Annotated in this window: 9 protein-coding genes and 1 other RNA gene; 6 read left to right on the top strand and 4 right to left on the bottom strand. The window is 55.2% G+C overall.

The features are described 5' to 3' along the window. Nucleotides 1–13: 13 nt before the first annotated feature. Both RB_RS13330 and RB_RS13325 read right to left on the bottom strand, forming a co-directional pair. The gene (locus RB_RS13330) at nt 14–1,648 is read right to left on the bottom strand and encodes a LamG domain-containing protein (RefSeq protein ID WP_011120965.1); all 1,635 of its coding nucleotides are present in this window, start codon (nt 1,646–1,648) and stop codon (nt 14–16) included. Nucleotides 1,649–1,675: 27 nt separating this feature from the next. Beyond that, entirely contained in the window at nt 1,676–2,212 is a 537-nt protein-coding gene (locus RB_RS13325) for a sigma-70 family RNA polymerase sigma factor (RefSeq protein ID WP_011120964.1), read from the bottom strand. A gap of 254 nt (nt 2,213–2,466) precedes the next feature. On the opposite strand from RB_RS13325, the gene RB_RS13320 reads away from it, so the two are divergent. Both RB_RS13320 and RB_RS13315 read left to right on the top strand, forming a co-directional pair. Further along, the gene (locus RB_RS13320) at nt 2,467–5,436 is read left to right on the top strand and encodes a DUF1553 domain-containing protein (protein WP_164921983.1); all 2,970 of its coding nucleotides are present in this window, start codon (nt 2,467–2,469) and stop codon (nt 5,434–5,436) included. 5 nt (nt 5,437–5,441) lie between these two features. Continuing rightward, nucleotides 5,442–6,884 carry a DUF1501 domain-containing protein gene (locus tag RB_RS13315; RefSeq protein ID WP_011120961.1) on the top strand — a complete coding sequence of 481 codons (1,443 nt, stop codon included), beginning with the start codon at nt 5,442–5,444 and terminating at the stop codon, nt 6,882–6,884. Nucleotides 6,885–6,903: 19 nt separating this feature from the next. Here RB_RS13315 and RB_RS13310 read toward each other — a convergent pair whose 3' ends face one another. Then, the gene (locus tag RB_RS13310) at nt 6,904–8,022 is read right to left on the bottom strand and encodes an alpha/beta fold hydrolase (protein ID WP_011120960.1); all 1,119 of its coding nucleotides are present in this window, start codon (nt 8,020–8,022) and stop codon (nt 6,904–6,906) included. Nucleotides 8,023–8,330: 308 nt separating this feature from the next. Between RB_RS13310 and RB_RS13305 the strand changes: the two genes are divergently transcribed. From RB_RS13305 to rarD, 3 genes are read left to right on the top strand one after another with little or no spacing between them, the layout of a single operon-like run. Then, nucleotides 8,331–9,470 carry an ABC transporter permease gene (locus tag RB_RS13305; RefSeq protein WP_011120956.1) on the top strand — a complete coding sequence of 380 codons (1,140 nt, stop codon included), beginning with the start codon at nt 8,331–8,333 and terminating at the stop codon, nt 9,468–9,470. 54 nt (nt 9,471–9,524) lie between these two features. Beyond that, entirely contained in the window at nt 9,525–20,471 is a 10,947-nt protein-coding gene (locus RB_RS13300; RefSeq protein ID WP_231846471.1) for a type I polyketide synthase, read from the top strand. Beyond that, nucleotides 20,464–21,408 carry an EamA family transporter RarD gene (gene rarD, locus RB_RS13295; RefSeq protein WP_011120954.1) on the top strand — a complete coding sequence of 315 codons (945 nt, stop codon included), beginning with the start codon at nt 20,464–20,466 and terminating at the stop codon, nt 21,406–21,408. The genes RB_RS13300 and rarD overlap by 8 nt, the downstream gene beginning before the upstream one ends. A 61-nt stretch (nt 21,409–21,469) precedes the next feature. On the opposite strand, the gene RB_RS13290 is transcribed toward rarD, so the two are convergent. Further along, the gene (locus RB_RS13290) at nt 21,470–22,147 is read right to left on the bottom strand and encodes a DUF2141 domain-containing protein (RefSeq protein WP_231846470.1); all 678 of its coding nucleotides are present in this window, start codon (nt 22,145–22,147) and stop codon (nt 21,470–21,472) included. A gap of 262 nt (nt 22,148–22,409) precedes the next feature. Between RB_RS13290 and ffs the strand changes: the two genes are divergently transcribed. Beyond that, nucleotides 22,410–22,504, top strand: an RNA gene (gene ffs / locus RB_RS13285) — signal recognition particle sRNA small type. Nucleotides 22,505–22,544: the final 40 nt, after the last annotated feature.

Here is a 22,544-nt window from a genome sequence, read left to right as displayed (position 1 = left end):
CGACGATCTTCGGCTACTCCGCCAATTCATCCTCGTTGATTGCTTTGCCACTTGGATCATTGAAAATTTCTGCTGTCCCAGAAGCAACGTTTGCGATTGGTTTCCAACGCCGCGACGTTGACGGTTGCACGTCGCTGTCGAAGTAAGGTTTGCCTCGACTGGCATGGCGGTAGTGAGATCGAATCTCCGCAGGTGTCAACGCAAAGTCATAGAAAGCGACTTCATCCAAGATTCCGTCGAAGCCTTCGGAAGCCTGCCATTTGCTGTTGCCGATGCTTGCCGGTTCCGATCCTCCGCTGAGAATCAAGGTTCCGACTGGAAACTGAGTTTCAAAGCACAAGCGACCGTCGATGTAGAGACATTTTCGCCCTGAAAAGCTGTCGTAAGTTGCTGCCACGTGATGGGCGTTGCCATCGGTGATCGTCGACAGATGAGGCCGATTGTTCCTGCCGTCCAGCGGAACATCAAGCTCGCTGTAGCCGAATCCCGCCAGGTGCAATCCAAACGAAAGGCAGGGTCCGGCGGCAACGGTTGGAACCGCATATTTGCCGACGTTGTTGTCGTTCTGAAAGCTCAGCAGGAATCGGTAATCGCCGTCTTCTTTGCGCATCAATTCGTCGTAATCAAATGCATCACCGCTCCAGCGTGAGATGAACATCAGCTCTATGGACATCCCAGTGCTGCAGGCCATTTCGCCGGTTCCCACGGCATCGCCCATGCCTTCATCAAAGGTAATGATCGCGTTGTCGGAGTTGTCGAAGTTGACGGCACCTTCGCCCACGATTCCGCGTGTCGGGGTTGCCGCCGAACCATACACCACGGCGGTTGACCTGTCGGATTTGTCTGGGCTGTCAAAATTCAAGTAGTACAAAGGGGACCGAATGCGAGCTTCGACGGCGACGGGGTCCTGATCCGCTCGCACGGCGATGTTTTTTTTGTCCAGGACGCGGACTTTGTAACCTGTTCCAAGCACCCTTATGTTCGATGTCGCAACTGAGATTGGCGAACTCTCATCAGCTGATTTCGCGAGAACGGAACCCATGTAAAGCACACCGCCGTTTGCCGAATTAATTCCAAAGATCGAGTTTTGGAGAACCTGCAGGTTGGTTCCGTTAGGTGATTGAAACTCGATCGTTTCATCGGCCATATTGAGTGTGTGCGGGCCGGTTGCGTTGCGATCCGTTCCAATGGTTCCGATCGATTCGATCGGTGGTTTGCGTTGGTCATAGCGATAGGCAACCTGACGGGTTTGCCATTGCGGTGAGCTCGCTGGTATGTCTGCAGTCTTCGGTTTTGATTCGTGCCGGGAGTAGAACGCGATGACCGCAATGATCGATGCTGCCATTGCCGTTACAGCGATCTTTCGCCAAGTGAAAGATCGGGACGCTGAGACATTCGGACGAACATTGTTTGCGGACATTTGGTCCGGTTGCAACACGGGCGAGTCGGTGGGGATCGCAGGGTTGGTTGAGGCAAGTTGTCCATGAACCAACATGTACCGAAGGTAGGTTCGTTGCGCATCCGAGTTTTGAATCAGGATCGATTCCAATTCCGCCATTTCGGCCTCATTTGCCGTGCAATCGATTTGCTTGTCAGCGAGGTCAAGAATTCGCTGGCGATTCGGAGGTGATGAGTTGGTGGATGACACGGTGAGAAGACTTCAGTTTGGGTGCGCTCAGGCGGTTTTATTGCCGAGTTTGGATTCGACGCACTCAAAGAGCGTTCGTCGCATGACCTTCAGTGCTTTGTAAATCGCGTGCACAGAACGATTCCAATGTTCCGCGATGATCGCCGCCGACTGCTTCTTTCCGTAGAACAGGTGGATCAATTCTCGTTGGCGAATGGCCAGCTTTTTGACGCACTCATTCATTGCCTCTTGTCGGTCGCTCATCTCTCCGCCCATCTCAAGGGCGGTGGCTGTGATTTCATGCAGCAACGCGTCGCTGAAAACCAACCGGTCGCGATCGCGAGTTCGCCAGTGTTTAAGGATTTGGTTTCGTGTGACGCCCAGTGCCCAAGCAACAAATTCGCCGTCCCTTTGAAAGGTAGAAAAGCTTCGCCAAAGTTCCAGGCAGGTTTCTTGATACACATCATCGACCGCATGAGGCTGGACGACGATCGACCGGATGTAAGACAGAATCCGAAACTGGTCTCGCGTAAAGAGCCGCAAGAACGTCTCGTAATCGTCGGAGGTTGTTGTGGGTTCGCTCATTCTGGTTTGGAATGCTTCGATTGCCTTACAGAGATTGCGAATGACGCTACGAAAGCCGACTCGCGTTTTGAGGATGTTGCAAAGCGGATTCTAATGGGCCGCTATGATTCAGGTGGCGCGCTGCGAAACGATTTAGTACCGCTCGTCAAATTGTTTTTGAGTTTCGGTACTAATTTCAGCGTCACCGGGACACCTGTTCGATAGGAGAGGGACGTGTGCGAAGGTTTGGTCTTCAATGTGTGAGGTTCGGGTCGGTGGATTCAAAGATCAAGGAATGGGTTGCCGCTTTGACAGCGTTGCTGGCATGCGTTTCTGCATGTGCTGGTGATGAAGCGTTGAACGCGGAGTCGCATTTTCGCGATCACGTCGCCACCATTTTTTCTCAGCGTTGCCTTTCTTGTCACGGAAGCGAATCGCCCGAAGGTGATTTTTCATTGCATGATGCCTCGTCCTTTTTCGCGGAAGGGCATGTTGATTCCGGTGATGCGGACGCCAGTCATTTGATGGAATTGATCACGCCGAAGGATGGTCGTGCTGAGATGCCACAAGACGCAGATCCGCTCAGCCCAGCGGATTTGAATGCGATACGGCAATGGATCGATGAAGGAGCAATTTGGCCTGCGGACGTTGTCCTGCAAGAGGCATCGGTCAACGACTTTGATTGGTGGTCGTACCAACCGATGGTTCAGCCTGAAGTGCCAATCGTTTCGGATCCATGGGCAACTTCGCCGATCGATCGATTCATTTTAAGGAAATTGAACGAGGAAGGATTGAAACCCAATCCGCCGGCGGATCGTCGTGAGTTAATCCGTCGCCTGACGTTCGACTTGATTGGTTTGCCACCGACGCCGGAAGAGGTCGCCGACTTTGTCTCGGACCCAGATCCGTTGGCTTACGAAAAATTGGTCGATCGTCTTCTGGATTCGAAACACTACGGCGAACGATGGGCTCGGCATTGGCTCGACGTTGTCAAGTACGCTGACTCCAATGGCTACGACAAAGACAAACTGCGGCCAAATGCGTGGCCCTATCGAGACTATGTCATTCGGTCGCTCAACCAGGACAAGCCCTACGCTCGGTTCGTACGCGAGCAGATCGCTGGTGACGTCTTGTATCCGGGGGATCCGGACGGGATCGCCGCATTGGGGTTCATCGCTGCAGGTCCGTGGGACTTCATTGGACACGTCGAAGTCTCTGAGTCGAAGCAGGATGGCAAGGTGGCACGTAACCTGGACCGAGACGACATGGTGTCGGGAGCACTGAACACCTTCTGCAGCGTTGCCGTTCAGTGTGCCCGTTGCCACAACCATAAGTTCGATCCCATCACGCAGGAGCAATACTATGGTTTGCAGGCTGTGTTTTCCGCTCTCGATCGCGCAGATCGTGCCTTCGACATTCAGCCCGAGACCGCCGAGCAGAGAGAAATCCTGAACGCGCGTCTCGGGCAACTGATTACGCAGCGAAATGAGTTGGAGCAACGCATCCAATCAGCTGGTGGGGCTGAATTGATCGACCTGATGGAGCAGATCGAAAGTCTTCGCTCAAAGTCCGAGGCCGTTTCATATCCGGAGTACGGGTACCACAGCGAGCTTGCATCGACACCGGATTCTGAGAAATGGGTGGAAGTCCAACTCGATGCGGAGGTGTCCGCGTCGCGAATCATATTGCGGCCTTGCAATGACAACTACAACAACATCGGGGCTGGGTTTGGATTTCCACTGCGGTTCAAAATTGAATCCGCTGATGACGCGGGAGTCTGGACGACGATCGCGGACAAAACGGGTGCCGACTTTCCTAATCCGCAGCATGACGCGGTGGAATTCGCCGTGTCCGGTCAACGCGTCCGTCGGGTTCGAGTCACCGCGACTCGATTGGCCGAACGCAAAGCGGACTACATATTCGCGTTGGCTGAATTGCAAATCATGGTTGGCGACGATCATGTGGGCGTCGGAGCCAAGGTGATTGCCAAAGACTCGATCGAAGCTCCGGTGCGCTGGCGGCGACAGAACTTGACGGACAACAAGTGGCCTGAAGAGAGCGAAGCCGAAACGTTGCAATCATTGGCCGAGGCAGAGCAACGTCGCAAGGAGATTCTGTGCGCGGTGACCACGCCAGAAATGACGCGGCAGTTGAAAGACATCAGCACAGAAGAAACGGTCGTTCGGCAGAAGCTGGATGAGCTGCCACCACAGCAGGTTGTGTACGCGGCGGCAACCGATTTTACGCCCCAGGGAAACTTCAAACCGACCGGCGGCATCCCCCGGGAAGTGTTCGTTCTGCATCGGGGGGAAGTTTCGCTGCCTGGCGAGAAAGCCGTTCCAGGCGTGATTCCACTAGCGAATTCGGATCGATGGCAATTCGATTCCGAACTGGATGAATCGCAGCGACGAGTCCAGCTTGCCGAGTGGCTGACCGATCGGCAGCATCCGCTGGTTTGGCGATCAATTGTCAATCGAATGTGGCAGTATCATTTTGGCGAGGGAATCGTCGCGACGCCCAACGACTTTGGCCGTATGGGAGCCGAACCAACGCATCCAAAGCTTCTCGATTGGTTGGCCGTCGAATTTCGCGATGGGGGACAATCGTGGAAGCGTCTTCATCGCTTGATAGTGACCAGCAATACCTACAAGCAATCTTCCGCGATGCATCCGGAGCATTCTGCCATCGATGGAGGCAATCGGTTTTTGTGGCGTGCGAATCGTCGCCGGCTATCTGCCGAAGAAATTCGCGATTCCGTTTTGGCCGTTAGCGGCGTGTTGGATCATCGGATGGGAGGTCCGGGTTATTATCTCTTTGAATTGGAGAAAACAGCCCACTCGCCTCATTTTCAATATCACAAGTTCGATCCGGCCAAGAAGGAATCGCATCGCCGGAGTGTCTATCGCTTCATCGCTCGGTCTCAGCCCAATCCATTCTTAACGACACTTGATTGCGCTGACTCGTCTCAGAGCACGCCTCGTCGCAACGAGACGTTGACATCGTTGCAGGCCCTGTCGCTGATGAACAATAAGTTCAGCCTTGCAATGGCGAAGGAGTTCGCGAAGCGATTGATTTCCGAGCGGCCAGACTTGCCGGCCCAGGTTGAGTTGGCCTTTGAGTTGCTGGTGCAAAGAAAACCATCCGATGCCGAGGCAAGCGAGTTGATGGCTTATGCCCAAGATTACGGGCTTGAGAACATGTGTCGCATCTTATTCAACCTCAGTGAATTCGTATTTGTGGACTAAACCCGATGCCAAGTCGAAGAGAGTTTGTCCAACAGGCGAGCACCAACTTTGGGGCCCTCGCGATGGCGGTCCTGTTGCAAAACGAATCGGAGGCGGCTGGTGGTGGCGCGGTGAAAGTGCTGCACCATCCGCCCAAGGCGAAACGTGTGGTGCAACTGTTCATGGCGGGAGCAGCCAGCCACATTGATTTGTGGGATCACAAACCATTGCTCGAGAAGCTGCACGGGCAGCAATCTGATTTCGGCGAACCGGTTGAGACTTTCCAAGACGGTCTTGGGCCATGGATGAAATCGCCATTCCGTTTCTCGCCCTATGGTGAATCGAGCAAGATGCTCAGTGAGGTGGTGGCCCCGCTGGGTGACTGTGTTGACGACATTGCATTCGTTCACAACATGGTCGGAAAGACTGGCGTGCATTCTCAGGCCACTTATCTGCAAGCGACCGGATTTCAGCGGCCAGGGTTCCCCGGAATGGGTTCATGGGTCAGCTATGGTCTTGGCGCGATCAACGAGAACCTACCCACATTTGTCGTGCTGCCCGATCACCGAGGTTTCGCTAGCAATGGACCGAAGAATTGGGGAGCAGCTTTTTTGCCCGCATCGGCGCAAGGGACCACGATTTTTCCACAGCGTGCAAACCCGATTGATGACCTCACCGCACGAGCTGACTTCATTTCGGCACGAGGTGATCGAGAAGGATTGGCGATGTTGAATCGAATGAATGATCGCTACCTGCAAGAACGCCCGGGTGATTCACGGCTGGAAGCTCGCATTCGATCCTATGAGTTGGCGGCAGCGATGCAGTTGCATGCACCCGAGGCATTGGACATTTCAGGTGAGACCGCCGAGACGATGAAGATGTACGGGCTGGATCGGATGGGCGCAACCTATCCGGACCAGATCAATCCAGCCGAAGAGGCCGAGTACTTTGGGAGAAAGTGTTTGATCGCGCGTCGTTTGCTTGAGCGTGGCGTCCGGTTCGTTCAGATCTGGTCTGGAAACGACAACGGCTTTCCCAGACGCAACTGGGATTCGCACGAAGACATTCAGCGTGACCACGGTCCGCTGGCCCACGGCATGGCGGTTGGCACCGCCGCATTGATCAAAGACTTAAAGCGAACCGGATTGCTGGATGACACGATCGTTCTGTGGACAACTGAATTCGGCCGCATGCCGAGCACGCAAGGTCAGAAAGGACGCGATCACAATCCTTACGTGTTCACCAATTGGATGTGCGGTGGCGGAATTCGGGGCGGTGTCACGTCAGGCGAATCAGACCCTTGGGGTTACAAGCCGCTCGACCGAGCCCATACGACTCAGGTTTACGACATTCATGCGACCATCTTGCATCAGTTGGGAATTGATCACACCCAACTGACGGTGCGACACGACGGTGTTGACCGTCGATTGACTGATGTGCATGGTCACGTTCTCACCGACCTCATCTAGCGAGGGCGGTCGGTCACGCTCACTGTTTTTGGTCGTGAGTGCAGTCGGGATCTCGATCGACCGGCGTTCCGACTTGATCAACCGGATGAGTGAATAGGTATCGCCAGACCGCCTCGTGTTTGTATTCGCCTGTTTGAGGATCTTTGGCGGCGGAGCGACCTGGTTGAACACTGCTGTGGGCCCGCTTGGCGTCTCCGTTGACATCGAAGTCGGTGATCAAGCGACGCGTGTGCCCGTAGGGTGGCGACTGTTCGTCCACATTGACGATTGGGCCAAACGCGTTGAGTCCGAGCATTTCCCAGCTGCGGCAATAGTGGTCATCGACCCAGCCACCATCCAACACATGCGAGAACGCGAAATAGCGATTGGGCGGCGTCGCGGATGGAAGGGCTTGCCAATTTTGATACTGATCACGAGGTCCACACAAAGCGACCACGCGAGCGACGCGTTGGTGTTTCGCGAATCGCGAGGCGGTCGTCGAACCGTGGGAGCTGCCAGCGACAATGACTTTGTCCCAGTTCAGGTCCGTTCGGTCTTCGTTGAGGAATTGCTCCCAGTTTCCCGGTGAGTTTCGCTCGGCCAGCCAGCGAACGAATTGGAAAGCTCGTTCGGACATCCCATCAGGTTTGGCCAAGTCAACTTCGTCGGTGTAGTCTTCGCCGGTGGCCGCTTCCAGCCGCATGTTTCCGCGACAGGTCGGTGGAACTGGATTTTCTTGGCAGCAGATGCTGAACCACTTGTTCGCGTAGTGGACTCGAATCGCATGCAGGCCATAGTCGCCCAACTTTTCGAACAATTGAGAGTTGTGGCCCATCAACCAAATCACCAATTGGCCGCGAGAATTGACGTTGGGGTTGAACATCGCCTGCTGCTGATCGGCAGGTTTTCCCTTCGCGTCTTCGATCAGGTAGTTGATTTCTGGGTAGGCCTTCACACGCGGATCGATCTCGGATGCCCGTGCGGTAATCTGAAAACGATCTTGTTTGCCGGCGTTTTCGGCTGGCCCACGGGTTTGGGCTGTGACGATGGAAGGGAAGAGAAGGGCCCATCCGGCCAGAGCGGCGGAGACGGCAGACAGGGCGTGGGTTTTCAGGCGAGATTCTCGCAATGAAGGGAACGAGGGTGTGAAACTCGGCATGGGGTCACTTGCGGGAGAGAGGGGATTTGGGGAGGGGACGTTTGAACGTCGTCACTACGATAGCCAAAATTCAGAGGGTTTTCGTGATCCAACGATGGGTGGTACCTTTGAACCACTGATTTTGAGCCGATTTGTCGTCTAATCGATCTGCGGTGGAACGTGAACAAGGCCCTGATTCACGGTGTGTTTCGCACCACGCTGTTTTCCTATGTTGTTCCGTTTCCTACGTCGTTTCCCAGCGGAAGTGCTCTGGCTCTGTCATCGAATTGTTTGTCCAGATGTTTCGTTTTTGATTTCCAGGTGATCCGTTGACCTACTTTGGTTTCGTGCTCAAAGGCCTGTGGCGGCGACCGCTGCGAACGGGGCTGACGCTGATGGCATTGGCCACGGCGATCGGTTCGGTGATGGCTTTGTCGGGCGTGGCCGAAGGGTTCACGGAGTCCTTTCGAGGCGTGTACGAATCGCACCGCGTCGACGTCGTTGTCTCACGACAGGGATCGGCGGATCGATTGAGCAGTTCACTGGAAGAGTCTTATGTCGCGGATGTTGCCCAGGTAGAAGGCGTCTCCGATGCGGCAGGGGTCTTGCTAGAAACTTTGTCGGCGGAAGACCAGCAGGTTTATGGGATCCCGGCGATGGGTATGCGGACGGATTCGTGGTTGTTCACCGATTATAAAATGCGTGCTGCCAATGCAGGGATGGCTGAAGGCGTCCCGACGATCGGACAGGTTTACTTGGGTGAGAACTTGGCAGGCCGGTTGGATTGCGAGCCCGGCGCGGTCTTGAATTTGTTCGACGAACCGTTCTTAGTCGCGGGTGTTTTTCAAAGCGGAAACGTTTGGGAAAACGGTTCCATGATTGTGCCGCTGAAGCAACTTCAGGAGTTGGCCGGAAGGGACGGGCAAATCACATACATCAACGTGGTGTTGGATGAGTCAATCGAAGCAAGGCAGGTCGATTCTGTCGTGAAGCGGATCACTGCGGTGGACGCAAAGTTGTTGCCACTAGCAACGGATGAATTTGTGCGGTCCGACACTCGAATGCAACTGGCCGGCGCGATGGCTTGGATGACATCGACGATCGCGTTGTTGGTTGGTGCAATCGGAACGCTCAACACGATGATGACCAGTGTTTTGGAGCGGACCGGTGAAATTGGAATTCTGCGAGCGATCGGCTGGCCAGCCAAGCGAATCGCCGGCGTGATTTTGTGTGAATCGGTGATGCTCGCTTTGTTGGCCTCTGTCTTCGGCGGGATTGGTGCCAGCTTGTTGCTCAATGTATTAGCAAACAGTGAGGCAACCGGTGGATTGCTGCAACCGACCATCGCGACCAGCGTGTGGGTTCGAGGAATGGTGGTTGGTTTAGGGATAGGGATTTTGGGGGCATCGTTGCCCATTTGGCGTGCGTCGCAAATGCGACCGACCGATGCTCTTCGCCACCAGGGATGACCGGTGAGCGATCGACCTAGGACACAAACGAACTTTTCGAAGATAGGGATTGGCGTGAGGAACGAACCACTTGCCGTTGTGGGCATCGGTTGTCGCTTCCCCGGGGATGCGAATGATCCATCCGCGTTTTGGGACCTGCTGGCATCGGGAACAGATGCCATCTCCAAAACCCCCGAGGACCGATGGAACCTGAAGAAGTTCTATCGGCCCGAGGAACCAATGCTTGGTAAAACCCAGAGCCAATGGGGCGGCTACGTTCGCGGCATCGACCAATTCGACCCGACGTTGTTTGGTATCTCGCCCCGTGAAGCGGCGGCGATGGATCCCCAGCAGCGGATGCTGTTGGAAGTTGCCTATCGGGCAATTGAAGACGGCGGTGCGCCACTGGGTTCGCTGGCCGGTCGACCGGTCGCCGTGTTCACTGGAATCAGCAGCATCGATTACGCGGTTGCCAGCCTGAGTTTTGAAGATCGTGGTGAGTTGGGGCCGTACACGAACACCGGATCATCCAGCAGCATCGCCGCCAATCGCATCTCGTATTGCTTTGATTTGCGAGGTCCAAGCGTTGCTGTTGACACAGCATGCTCTTCGTCTTTGGTTGCGTTGCACATGGCCTGCCAAGCGATCTGGAACGGCGAAGCCGAGACGGCACTTGCCGGCGGGGTCAATGCGCTGATCATGCCCGATTTTTACGTAGCTTTCAGCCAGCTTGGCGTGTTGTCGCCCGACGGTCGTTGCAAGACATTTGATTCGCGCGCCAATGGTTATGCCCGTAGCGAAGGCGCGGGAATGGTGATGCTGAAGCCGCTTCGTGAAGCGCAGAAAAATGGCGACCGAATCTATTGCACGATTCGAGCAACAGCACTGAACCAAGACGGCAGAACACCTGGGTTGACCGTCCCCAGTGGTGAGCAACAAGAACGATTGGTCAAACGCACGTGCGAGTTGGCCGAGGTGGATCCGGCAGACGTCCAGTACTTTGAAGCTCATGGAACCGGGACCGCTGTTGGTGATCCGATCGAAGCGGGGGCGCTCGGGCGAGTCATTGCATCGAGCAGTCAGAAACGCGAAGCACCTTGCCGCATCGGGTCGGTGAAAACCAACATTGGTCACCTGGAAGCCGGTGCGGGAATCGCGAGTTTGATCAAGGTCGCGCTATCGATGCACCACCAGGCCATTCCGCCTCACCTGCATCTGCAGACGCCGAATCCCGAAATCGATCTGAGCGGGTGGAACCTTCACATACCAACCGACTTGGAATCCTGGGACGCAGATGGTCCGGCACGAATCGCGGGCATCAATGGTTTCGGTTACGGTGGCGCCAATGGACATGTGATTGTCGAAGAAGCACCGCGGCGTTCAAAATCGAAAGCTTCGGTTGTGCTTGATTCAGGCCGTGCGGCGGAAAGTTCGAATCGGAACACTAGTGCGTTTGTCTTGCCCGTTTCGGCAACGGACCGGAAGTCTCTTGCGAATGTCGCAAGTCACTGGAACGAATGGCTGTCGGAACATACCGAGGTCGGTGAAGATTCTCTCGGTATGGTCGCAGTTGCTGGAACCGCGGCTCACTACCGAACGCACCACGATGTCCGCACATTGGTTGTCGGCGAAGACTTCGAGTCGCTACGAGATGAGCTGACTCATTTGTCAGAGTCGTTACGGTCGAATGACAATGCGAATGAGGCCGCCGTAGTTCCATCACGATTGACCAGTGAAGAACGCGATCGGGGCATCGTGTTTTTGTGTTGCGGACAAGGGCCACAATGGTGGGCGATGGGACGTGGGCTCTATCGAGACAACATGGTGTTTCGGAAGACCATTGAACGCATTGATGCCGAGTTTCGAAAACATGCGTCGGAATGGTCGTTGATCGAAGAGCTTCATCGCGATTCGGAAACGACTCGGATGAATCGCACATCGATTGCGCAGCCTGCGTTGTTTGCGATCCAAGTTGCACAAGCGGAGATGTGGGCGTCGGTTGGTGTTCGGCCGAGTTTGATCATTGGGCACAGTGTCGGCGAAATCGCTGCGGCTCATCTTTCAGGTGGATTGGATTTTGCGGATGCCTGTCGAGTGGCAATCCATCGCGGCCGAACAATGGATCTGGCAACCAGTCGCGGCTCCATGATCGCCGTGGGACTGACCGAGCAAGAAGCTACGAAGCGAATTGCGGAACTCGCAAAAATCGATCCGGAAATGCCCGAGTCCGTTGCAATCGCGGCGGTCAATGGCCCGGCATCGATCACTTTGTCGGGCGACAGCGAAGCGATTGAACGATTGGCGACTTCCATCGAAGAAGATGGCATTTTTTGTCGACGCTTGGCAGTCGAGTACGCGTTCCACAGTCCGCAAATGGATCCCGTTCGCGAAGAATTGTTGCGGTCACTTGATGGGATTCAGACTCGGCCTCTGCACACGCCGATGATCTCGACCGTGACGGGGCATGCCATCGACGAATTGGATTCCTTGGCTGGTGATTATTGGTGGACGAACGTACGAAAAGGTGTTCGATTTGCCGATGCGGTCATGACGGCGGCAAGGTCCGGCTATGGCGTCGGAGTCGAACTCGGTCCGCATCCGGTGCTGGCTTTCGCGACGACGGAGTGTTACGGCCACACGTCACAGAACATCCAATTGATCGCAACGGCACGCCGCCCAAAGCCCGATCCAACTGCCGGCCATTTGGAATTGTTTGACCATGACGAGAGTCAGTGGCTGGACGGAGTCAGTGACCTGTTCTCGTTCGGATTTGACCTGGATTGGTCGGGATTGATTTCGCGGCCAAGTGAGCGGGCGGAGCTTCCGCTCTATCCAATGCAGCGTCAGAGTTTGTGGACGGAATCGGAGCAATCACGGCGTAGCCGACTGATGACATCGGTTCACCCGTTACTGGGTGACCCAGGCTCTTCGGCCGATCCAGTATTCCGCGGCCGAATTGACGGGGACAATCAAGCTTATCTGTTCGATCACCGAGTCCGCAGTGCGGCGATGTTCCCTGCCGCTGCAGGGCTCGAAATGTCACTGGCAGGAACGCTTTCGGTGCTTTCACGAGCGAGCGAATTGGCTGGTGATCCTGCACCGAATCGAATTCGCTTGCAGCGTTTGCAATTGCTTAATGCTCTGATTCTGGATGAGTCGCAACCACATCGATTGGAAACCTCTCTGGCGGGTGATCGGCGTTCGATTGAGATTCGATACCGTGAGATTCCCGGCGAGGCTTGGACGTCACTTCTTGCTGCAACTCATGGGACTCCGTCGCCGATTGATGCCGATACCAAGCGTGCGGAATTAGTTGCCGGTCGAGAGCGATGTTTGCAATCGTTCAATGCCAAAGATTGCTATGACTATTGCCAGTCGATTGGGTTGAACTACGGACCTGCGTTCCAAGGAATCCGGCAAGGCGTCCGGCGTGACGGAGAGTCGATTGCGACGGTGCGGCTAGATGAATCTGTTCGCACGCCGGCGTTTGATGCGGAGGCATCGCTTTACCTCGTTCATCCCGCGGTGCTGGATAGTTGCTTCCACGCGATGGTCGTTTGCGATCCTCTGTTTGGACGTTCGCCCGGCGGTTTGTATCTACCGCACGAAATGGAAGACGTCCAAATCGATTTGGAGCAAATTCAGTCGGCTGGTTTGGATCGCGATCTGACCGTCCACGCAAAAATTCGACTGAAAACAGAGCATCGCCTGTTGGCGGACTTGGATTTGTTCTTGGACGACGGAACGCATGTCGGGTCAATCGTTGGATTTGAAAGCCGCCGCGTGGGCGCCGAGAGCGAGCAGTCGACCAAGGACTTGATGTATCGCTATCGCTGGCAAGTTGATGATTCGGAGGAAATCCCCGTCACGGAGAATGAAAAGTTCGTCGTGTTCTCTCCAGCGGATTTGGCGGATGAGCTCGTTCGTGGTTGGGGCAAATCTCGCGAGGAATTCATTTGGGTGCATCCCATCCAAGACCCGTCGCAGCAACCGACACAATTTGTCGGTGACAAATCGGTCGCGCAAGAATGTTATTGGGTCGATGCCGATGATCCGCAATCGTTTTCGCGATTGTGGGAAGAGCTTGGAGTATCTGCATCAACCGACAATTGGCACTTGGTTTATCTGTGGGCCATCGATGCGGTGGATCCGCTGTCGTTGGAGGCGATGTCTCCAAAGCAAGCCAGTGACGCTTTGCGAGACAGCACGCTCGTAACCACACGGGCTCCATTGAATTTGGTCCAAAGCTGGGAGGCGATCGCTGATCGGCCGCAGACACGATTGACCATGGTTACACTGGGGGCTCAGTCAGGCGATGAGCTAGACCAGCCTGTTTCGGCGATCCAAATGCCTTTGGTCGGGATCGGTCGGGTCATCGTGAGCGAAATCGGATCGCTGCGAACACGTTTGGTCGATTGTGACCCCAACGCGAGTTTTCCTTTGCAGGGTTTGGCCGCTGAATGGTTGCGGGACGATGCGGAAGACGAAGTCATGTTGCGGGAAGGCGTGCGTTACGTGCATCGTTTTGTGACCGACATGCACCGAGAACTTCAGGCGTCGCTTTTGGGATCGGATGAACGTCCCGCATGCCGTCTGACCAAAGGTGCCGCTTCGGGAGTCGACGAACTGAAGCATCAGGCGTTCGGCCGGAGTGAACCGGGGGTCGGTGAAGTCGAAATCCAAGTTGCCGGTGCCGGGTTGAACTTCAGCGATGTGATGAAGGTGTTGGACTTGTATCCCGGATTGCCACCGGGACCGGTGGCATTGGGGGCTGAAGTCAGCGGTGTTGTCACAGCGGTCGGTGAAGACGTCGATGAATTCGCGATCGGCGACGAAGTCATCGCAGTCGCACCCGGCGGTTTTGCGACACATGTCATGGTCAACGCCGCATTGGTTGCGAAGGCTCCTGCTTCAATCGATTTGGTCGATGCATCAGCTATCCCAGTCGCGTGGCTGACCGCGGATCACGCCATGAACACGTGTGCTCGGTTGCGAGATGATGAATCGATTTTGATTCATGCGGCCAGTGGTGGTGTCGGGTTGGCGGCGATTGAAGTGGCTCAAGAATTGGGCGTGGAAGTCTTCGCAACCGCGGGAAGCGATCACAAACGCGATCATGTTCGATCGATGGGCGTCGAGCACGTTCACGATTCGCGATCGTTGAACTTCGTTTCCGAAATTGCGAATTTGACTGAGGCTAGAGGGGAACCAGGGATCGATGCGATTCTGAATTCGCTGCCTGGCGAAGCGATTCCGGCGGGGATGAGTTTGCTTCGTGTTGGTGGTCGATTCTTGGAGATCGGTAAGCGAGATATCTACGCCGATCAGTCTTTGGGGATGTACCCGCTACGCAACAATCTCGCATTCTTTGCGATCGATTTGGATCAGCTGTTTCAGCAGCAAGCCATCCGAATGGGCAAGCGATTGCGAGAGGTGGTCCAGAAGTTCAATTCGAAGATCTATCGTGGGCATGAACCCAAGCGGTTTGAGGCGACCGAGGCGGCTTCCGCTTTTCGGTTCATGCAGCAAGCCAAACACATCGGAAAGGTGATTGTCGACTACACCTCGCCACCCGCCAAAGTGCGAGCTCGCGATGATGGCGAATTTCAGTTCCGAGCCGATGGGACTTACTGGTTGGCTGGCGGATTGGGTGGATTCGGATTGCGGGTTGCGGATTGGATGTCAGAATCCGGTGCCGGGACGTTGGTGTTGAGCGGCCGGAGCAAAACGGTTCGCGAACAAGCCGTTTCGGTCATCGAGCGTATGCGTTCTCGAGGCACGCAGGTTGTCGTGCTGCCTTGCGATATCACTGATCCCGATGACATTCAGCGGACTCTCGATCAAATTGATGAAGAGTTGCCGCCATTGCGAGGCGTATTGCACACCGCAATGGTGCTGGAAGACAAGATGATTGTCGACCTCGATCGCGAGACTCTCGATCGAGTGTTGTGGCCGAAAGTTTTGGGCGGATGGAATCTCCACCAAGCGACTCGCAATCGAGTCTTGGACCAATTCATTTTGTTCTCGTCGCTATCGAGTGTGTTTGGTCATGCTGGACAAGCCAACTACTCCGCCGCGAATGCATTGTTGGATGGGTTGGCTCATCACCGACGTGTATCCGGTCTTCCCGCGACGGTGATCAATTGGGGGCACCTTGGCGAAGTCGGATACCTGGCGGAACGCGAAGAGTTGAGTGAACGTCTTCGACGTCAGGGTGTGTTGGATTTCTCGTCGACCGAAGCAACGGAATGTTTGGCTCGTGCATTGCACCGAGGATCCACCCAGTGCAGTGTGCTGCGAATGGATTGGTCGCGTTGGCGAGGATTGGGACTGACCAAAGATGTCTCGCCAAGGTTTGCGCACTTGATTCGCGGAGGCAACGATGCCGAACAAACAATCAACGGTGAATCACTGCGCCAGATCCCAGCGTCGGATCGTGAGCGATGTTTGCACGAAGTTGTATCGGTGAAGCTGGCTTCATTGCTGGGTGGCAACGTCGCTGAGTTGGATGCCGATCGGCCGATGTTGGAGATGGGATTGGATTCCTTGATGGCCGTCGAGCTTCGCAACTGGATCGAAGGTCAGTTGCAGTTAAAGCTCCAAATCGGTGCGTTGATGCGAGGATCCAGCCTCCGGTCGTTGGTCGCAACGCTCAGTGATTCATTGGCAGTGGAAACCGGCGATGCATTAGGTTCGTCCACGCACTTGGGAGCCGGAGTCCAAGTAGACATCGCTGATGATCCAGCGATGCAGGATCGCCAACGCTATCCGATGTCGGATCAGCAAACCGGGCTGTGGTACGCGTTTCGTCGCAACCGAAACGGCACGGCATTCAACGTCTTCCTGCCGACACGATTGCGTTCGCCTTTGGACGTCGACGCTTTGCGGAAATCGATCGAGGGTGTGGTGCAGCGGCATGCCGCATTGCGAACCACGTTCACGGATTCGTCAGGCGAATTGCAGCAGATTGTTCACGACGAATTGAAACCTGATTTTGTCGTCGAGGATTGGTCGACGTCGAATGGTCGCATGCATACGGAAGATGAACTGCTTCAATCTGTAGTCGCGGAAACTCAACGGCCATTTGATTTGCAGAATGGACCGATGATGCGAATCCGATTGTTTCGTTTGGCAGAAGACGACTGGGTGGTCGTCGCGACCACGCATCATATCGTCGTCGACTTCTGGTCGCTGATCTTGATTCTTGGCGAGATCAAACAGTTCTACCCACAGTATTTGGTGGGGGATTCGCCGGCCATTGTTCCGCCGGAAAAGGACTATTTTGAGTTGGTGTTGCGGCAGCGTCATTTGCTGAATTCGCCGCGAGGTCAGTCGTTGAAGGAATACTGGACGACCACGCTTGCCGACGTGCCCAAAGTGTTGGAGATTCCCACGGATCGTATTCGCCCAACGACATTCACCCAATCGGCGAAAGTTGCTGGGATCGAATGTGCCGAAGAGGTGGGGGTAGCGATCAACCGGGTCGCCAGACAGGCTCAGGTGACATCGTCTTCGGTGGTGATGGCAGCACTTCAGGTGATGTTGAAGCGAGCGAGCGGCCAAGACAAGTTTGTTATCGGCAGTCCGTTTGCGGGGCGAACCTATTCGGATTTAGAAGATACGGTTGGGTTCTTCGTGAACATGTTGCCATTGGTCGCGGATGTTTCCGGCAACCCGACGTTTGTTGATTTGGTTCGTCGTGCCGGCGATCGTCTGGTTGATTCGATGCAACATGAGGAGTATCCGTTTGCACAAATCGTTCGGGATGTGGATCCGCCTCGCGACACGGGACGCAGTCCGCTGATTCAGGTTTCTTGCACCTTCGAAAAAGCTCACGTTCGGGAGGAGGAGGGACGCGCCGGCTACTTGTTCCCGTCCGCGACGGAGGTCAAGGAAATTGGAGGGTTGAAGCAGGAAAGCTTTCCGGTACCGCACCAAACTTGTCACTACGATTGGGAGTTCATCTTCGAGATGACAGGCGACCATCTCGGCGGGATGATTGTTTATTGCCAGGATCTGTACGAAGCCGACACGATGCGGGCGATGGCAGATCAATTCGTTGCATTGCTTGGGAAATTGGTTGCCGAACCCGATGCGCCGATCGATACGATTCAGACAATCGAAGTTGCCTCGCGTCCAAGTGGCAATTCGAATGCGTCGCGAAATGGTGCGGCAAAGAACGAGCATCAGACATTGAACGCATTGATCGCTGATGCCGCCAATCGGACCGATCAGTCGATGGAATCGGAGTCTCATGCGAGATCGATAGCGGGTAGCAATGGACGTCGATCGTTCAATCGATTGTTCCGTTCTCCGAAATTGAAACCAGCTAGTCCTTCGCTTTCCTACTCCGCCGAATCGATCGCCCCAGGATCAATTGCGACGCGAGAGTTGATCGCACGTCGTTTGCGATCGCATCATGTGGAACTTGGCGATTTTGTTCCTGTGCTCGCCAAGCCAGGCAAGCGAGCGGTTGATTTGATTTTGTCGTTGCAGCAAATCGGTGCGGTTCCGGTGCCACTGGATGCGACTCGTCCGTCGGTGTTGCTCGACTTAGTGCTCAAGCAAACAAACGCCAAGACAATTGTGGTGGATGATCCCGGTGACATAGAAATTTCAGGTGTGCGCAAGCTGACTTGGGATCAGCTCACTGGAACACAAAATGGTGCGTCCAATGGAAACGGCAAGTCCTCGGCCAACGGGAATGCGAAATCGACTGTCGTTTCAAGCAGCGACGCCGCCTATGTAATTTACACGTCGGGGACGACTGGCGTGCCGAAGGGAGTGATCGTTTCGCATGGTGCGATTGCGAATACTCTGCGATGGCGCGGTCGGATCACGCCGCTTAACTCCGCTGACAAGATGCTGATGCCGTTGTCGCATCAGTTCGATGCGGGGTTGGGGATGACATTGTTTGCCTACTCGCAAGGTGCCGACGTGATATGGCCCAGTGCGGAGAACGTGGCAGATCTCGATTCCATCGTGGAGCAGATCATTCGCGATGAGGTGACGGTTTTGGTTGGCGTTCCCTCTTGGATCGATCTGATCGCATCGCATCGCAAATTTGCTCACTGCCATTCGCTGCGTCATGTGTGGATTGGTGGTGAGTCGATGCCTGAGAGTTTGCCACGTCTGATTCGTCGAAGCAGTGAAGCACAGATTTGGAATTGTTACGGTCCAACCGAAGCCGCGGTGGAAGCAACCGCGTATCGCATCAACGATGTGCATTCCGATCGTCGCATCCCGGTTGGATTGCCTGCTGATCACACCGATGTGGTTGTGGTGGATTCCAATCATTTGGAAGTTCCACCGACTTTTGCCGGTGAAATTGCACTGGTTGGTGCCGGGTTGGCCGATGGCTACCTGGGCGATGAATCTTTAACCGAACAAAGGTTCGTGAACCTTCCCGATGGACGACGAGCTTATTTGACTGGAGATCAAGGACGCCGACGGGTGGACGGATTGGTCGAAGTGCTGGGACGCATGGATCGGCAAATCAAGGTTGGTGGTTATCGCATCGAGCCGACCGAGATCGAAACTGTTCTGCGGGACCATCCTGCGGTCGCACAGGTCGCCGTGGTGCCTCGTCATGTCGGCGATTCCGCCGCGACCAAATTGATCGCGTTCATCCAACTGGATTCGGTCGATGCCATTGCGAGCTCTAGTACCAACGGGACGGTTGAGCATCAGGCCAGTTGGAACGATGTGGTGCTGTTGTTGCAGCATCATGTGGCTGAACACTTGCCGCCTTACAAACGGCCAGCACACATGCAACAAGTCGAGTCGTTCGAGACGACGGCGAGCGGCAAAGTCGATTTGAACGCGTTGCCCGAATTCGCGCCGGATGCATCTGATCTGTCGGTTCATCAGCCTCCTCGAACCGATTTGGAGCAACACCTCGCGGATCGTTGGACGGACGTTTTGGGAGTGCATTCGATTGGGATCAATCAGAGCTTCTTTGAGTTCGGTGGCAGTTCGCTTCAGGCTGCGATGCTGACGAACCGTTTGAGCGAAGACTTAGGTGTCGACGTTCCTTCTTCGTTGCTGTTTGATCTCGCCGATATTTCTGCCATGGCGGGGCGATTGGCATCTCTGTATCCAAGCGAGTTGTCGCGACGATTTGGGCAGGCATCGGTGGACTTCTATGCGGACGAATCCCACCTGCGAAACAACGGACTGAACGAGTTGCTGGCTCCGCTGAAAGTGACCGGCGACCGGACTCCATTGTTCATGGTCCACCCACCCGGCGGTATCGTTGTTTGCTACCGAGAACTGGCGGCTCATTTGCCGGACGACCAGCCGATGTACGCGATCCGCGCACGAGGATTGCACGGAAAAGAAGAATTGCCACCGACGATGCAGGCGATGGCAGCAGAATATGTCGAGGCGATTCGCTCGGTTCGACCGGAAGGTCCGTACGTGATTGGCGGATGGTCGGTCGGCGGAGTCATTGCCATGGAAGTTGCTCAGCAGCTGATCGCCGATGGGAATGAAGTCGAGGGGCTGATTTTGTTGGATTCATCGATTCCAAGCGGTGCCAGCGATTTGGTTCCCGCTGAGGACCAAACCAACGTGGGTTTGGAATACGGCATCGATTTGTCGTTGGATGAATTGCTGCAACTACCGAGCGAAGAGCAATTGCCTTTTCTTTGGCAACACGCGGAAAAACTGGGCGTGCTTGACCAAAACACGCCCGCCGACGTGGCTGCTCGGGCGATTGACGATTTGAAGACCCTCTTCCACCACCATCTGAAATTGACCACGCAGTACAAGATGCAACCCATCGAGACACGGATCGTGCTGTTCCGGCCAACCGACGTACCGTTTGAAACCGAAGGCAGTGCCGATCGAGGGTGGTCACACTTGGCCGAAGGGATCGATGTCATCTCGACGCCCGGTCATCACCACAGCATGGTGCAGGATCCTCACGTCAAGCAATTGGCTCAGTCAATTTGCGAAACGTTGGATGCAAACAGTCTCGCGAGCGAAGCGAATTCCAACGTAAGCCACGCCGGTGGCTGAACCAACGAAGCATTCGCATAGCGGTGAGCTGAAGATCGGATTGGTGTGCGCCTTGTTGGCTCACACGATGTGGGGGCTGTTCCCGATCTACTGGCGACAAATTGGCAATGCCGATTCGACGGAATTGGTTTGCCACCGAATCGTATGGTCGTTCGTGACGCTGGGGTTAGTGCTGCCCGTGATGCTGTGGCGAGGACGCTGGGGTGGTTTTCGTGTCGTCTACCAGCAACTACGCAGTCGAAAAGTATGGGCGGTTTACTCCATCGCCGCCGTGATGATCGCGATCAATTGGTTGGCGTTCATTTGGGCGGTCAACAACAACCGCGTGTTAGAAGCGTCGTTGGGATACTACATCAACCCGCTGCTCAACGTGGTATTGGGAGTTGTTGTCTTGGGCGAACGCCTGCGGTGGCCGCAATGGATGGCGGTTGGATTCGCGGCGGTTGGTGTGTCCGTGATGGCGATTGGCAATGGAGGTTTGCCGTGGGTATCGATGGCGATGGCAACCTCGTTTGCGATCTACGGGCTGGTCAAAAAGAAAGCCTCGCTGCCAGTGCTGCTTGGGCTGATGTTGGAAGTCACCTTGCTGGTGGTTCCGGCAGCGATCTATTTGGGAATGCGTTTGGCGGACGGTGTGTCCACCATGCAGACCGGCACCACGATCGAATTTGGAATGCTGCTTGGTGCAGGGCTGATCACCATCGCACCGCTGGCGTTTTTCGCGGCGGCGGTACAGCGAGTGGATTTGTCGCTGATGGGGATCTTGCAATACATCGGTCCAACGTTGCAGTTTTTGGTTGGCTATGTCTTGTTTGGTGAAACGCTCGATTTGCCGCGCAAGATTGGTTTCGTATTTGTATGGACCGGGCTGCTGATTTTTTTGCTGGCGTCCCAGTTCAAGCGAAGAAGGCCAACGCTGGTTGCAGAGGCCAGCTAGAGAAGGGTGGCCAGCTGATCTGATACTTGAATCGGCAGCATCAGTTTGCCGAAGGCATCGTTCAGTAGATTTGGATCTCGATTGGCGTTTCGCCATTGGCGGGGCGATCGATCACAGCGTCGTCAAATGCGGGTGGTCCGAACTTGCCGCGTGCATCGTTGCTGAATCCGTATCGTTCGGCGGGAATGCCAAACTGATTTCGCGACAAAGCACCGTCGTTGTCAGTGTCATGAAATGCGGCGATCGCGAATCGTGTCGGAAGTTGATCGATGGGGATCGTACAGGCTGCCACACCGCTGGGCTGAACGGGAACCTGTGCGGCAACCAACGCATTTTCAGGATTGTTGAAAGATGTCTCCGCGTTGTAGATCGCAAGCCAAACCAATGCGTCCCCCGGGATCGCACCGATCACACGGATCATGATTTGGTCGGTCGAACCGTTGGCTGCCTGGAGGGCGACTTCGCCACTGGCAAGATCCAGAGCGGTCAACTGTTCGTTGTTTGGCGGGTCGATGCTGGAGGCGTCAGGAAAAGCGGGTGGGCGGAATTGATTTTGTCGGTAGGTAAGGACGCCGATTCCAGTCAGAAAAACGAGTGTCGCGAAAACCATCAGCAGCGACCCGTGGTTCTGCTGCCATCGCTCCGGGAGTGATTGCCAAGCGTTCCAGCCTGGTTCCAACTCAACCTCTTCGATGGGGTCGGAGGTGACTTCTGTTTGGGATTCGAACCCGTTTTCCATCTGTTTCATTCCCGACAAGATTCACCCGAGTGGGCTCTTATTTCGCTCCAGCAACAGCATTTCGCGAGATCCAGGGACGAATCGATTGCAGAAGAGGCTGGTCCAGAGCATCGCCGATTGCGGACTCCGCGTCGTTCAGGGTAACCGAAAATTGCGATCGATGCGATGAAGCGAATCACGCAGCAACTTCCTCAAACTGAGTTCGGGAAGGGTTTCGCAAATCCGATGCTTGTCTTACACTGGACGCTGCGATCTGCCCGATGGTGGCGACCCTTGCGACTGTGAGTCGTGAACCTGGTCAGGCCTTAACTGGAGCAGCCATAAGCGGTGTAACTTTGTGTGAGGGTTGCCGCCACCGAGCAGACGCAATTGCCAGCCGTTTTCCTGCCCGTTTCTA

The organism is Rhodopirellula baltica SH 1 (assembly GCF_000196115.1).
In the GTDB taxonomy this organism is placed as follows: domain Bacteria; phylum Planctomycetota; class Planctomycetia; order Pirellulales; family Pirellulaceae; genus Rhodopirellula; species Rhodopirellula baltica.
This window is presented reverse-complemented; position numbering and strand designations above follow the sequence as displayed.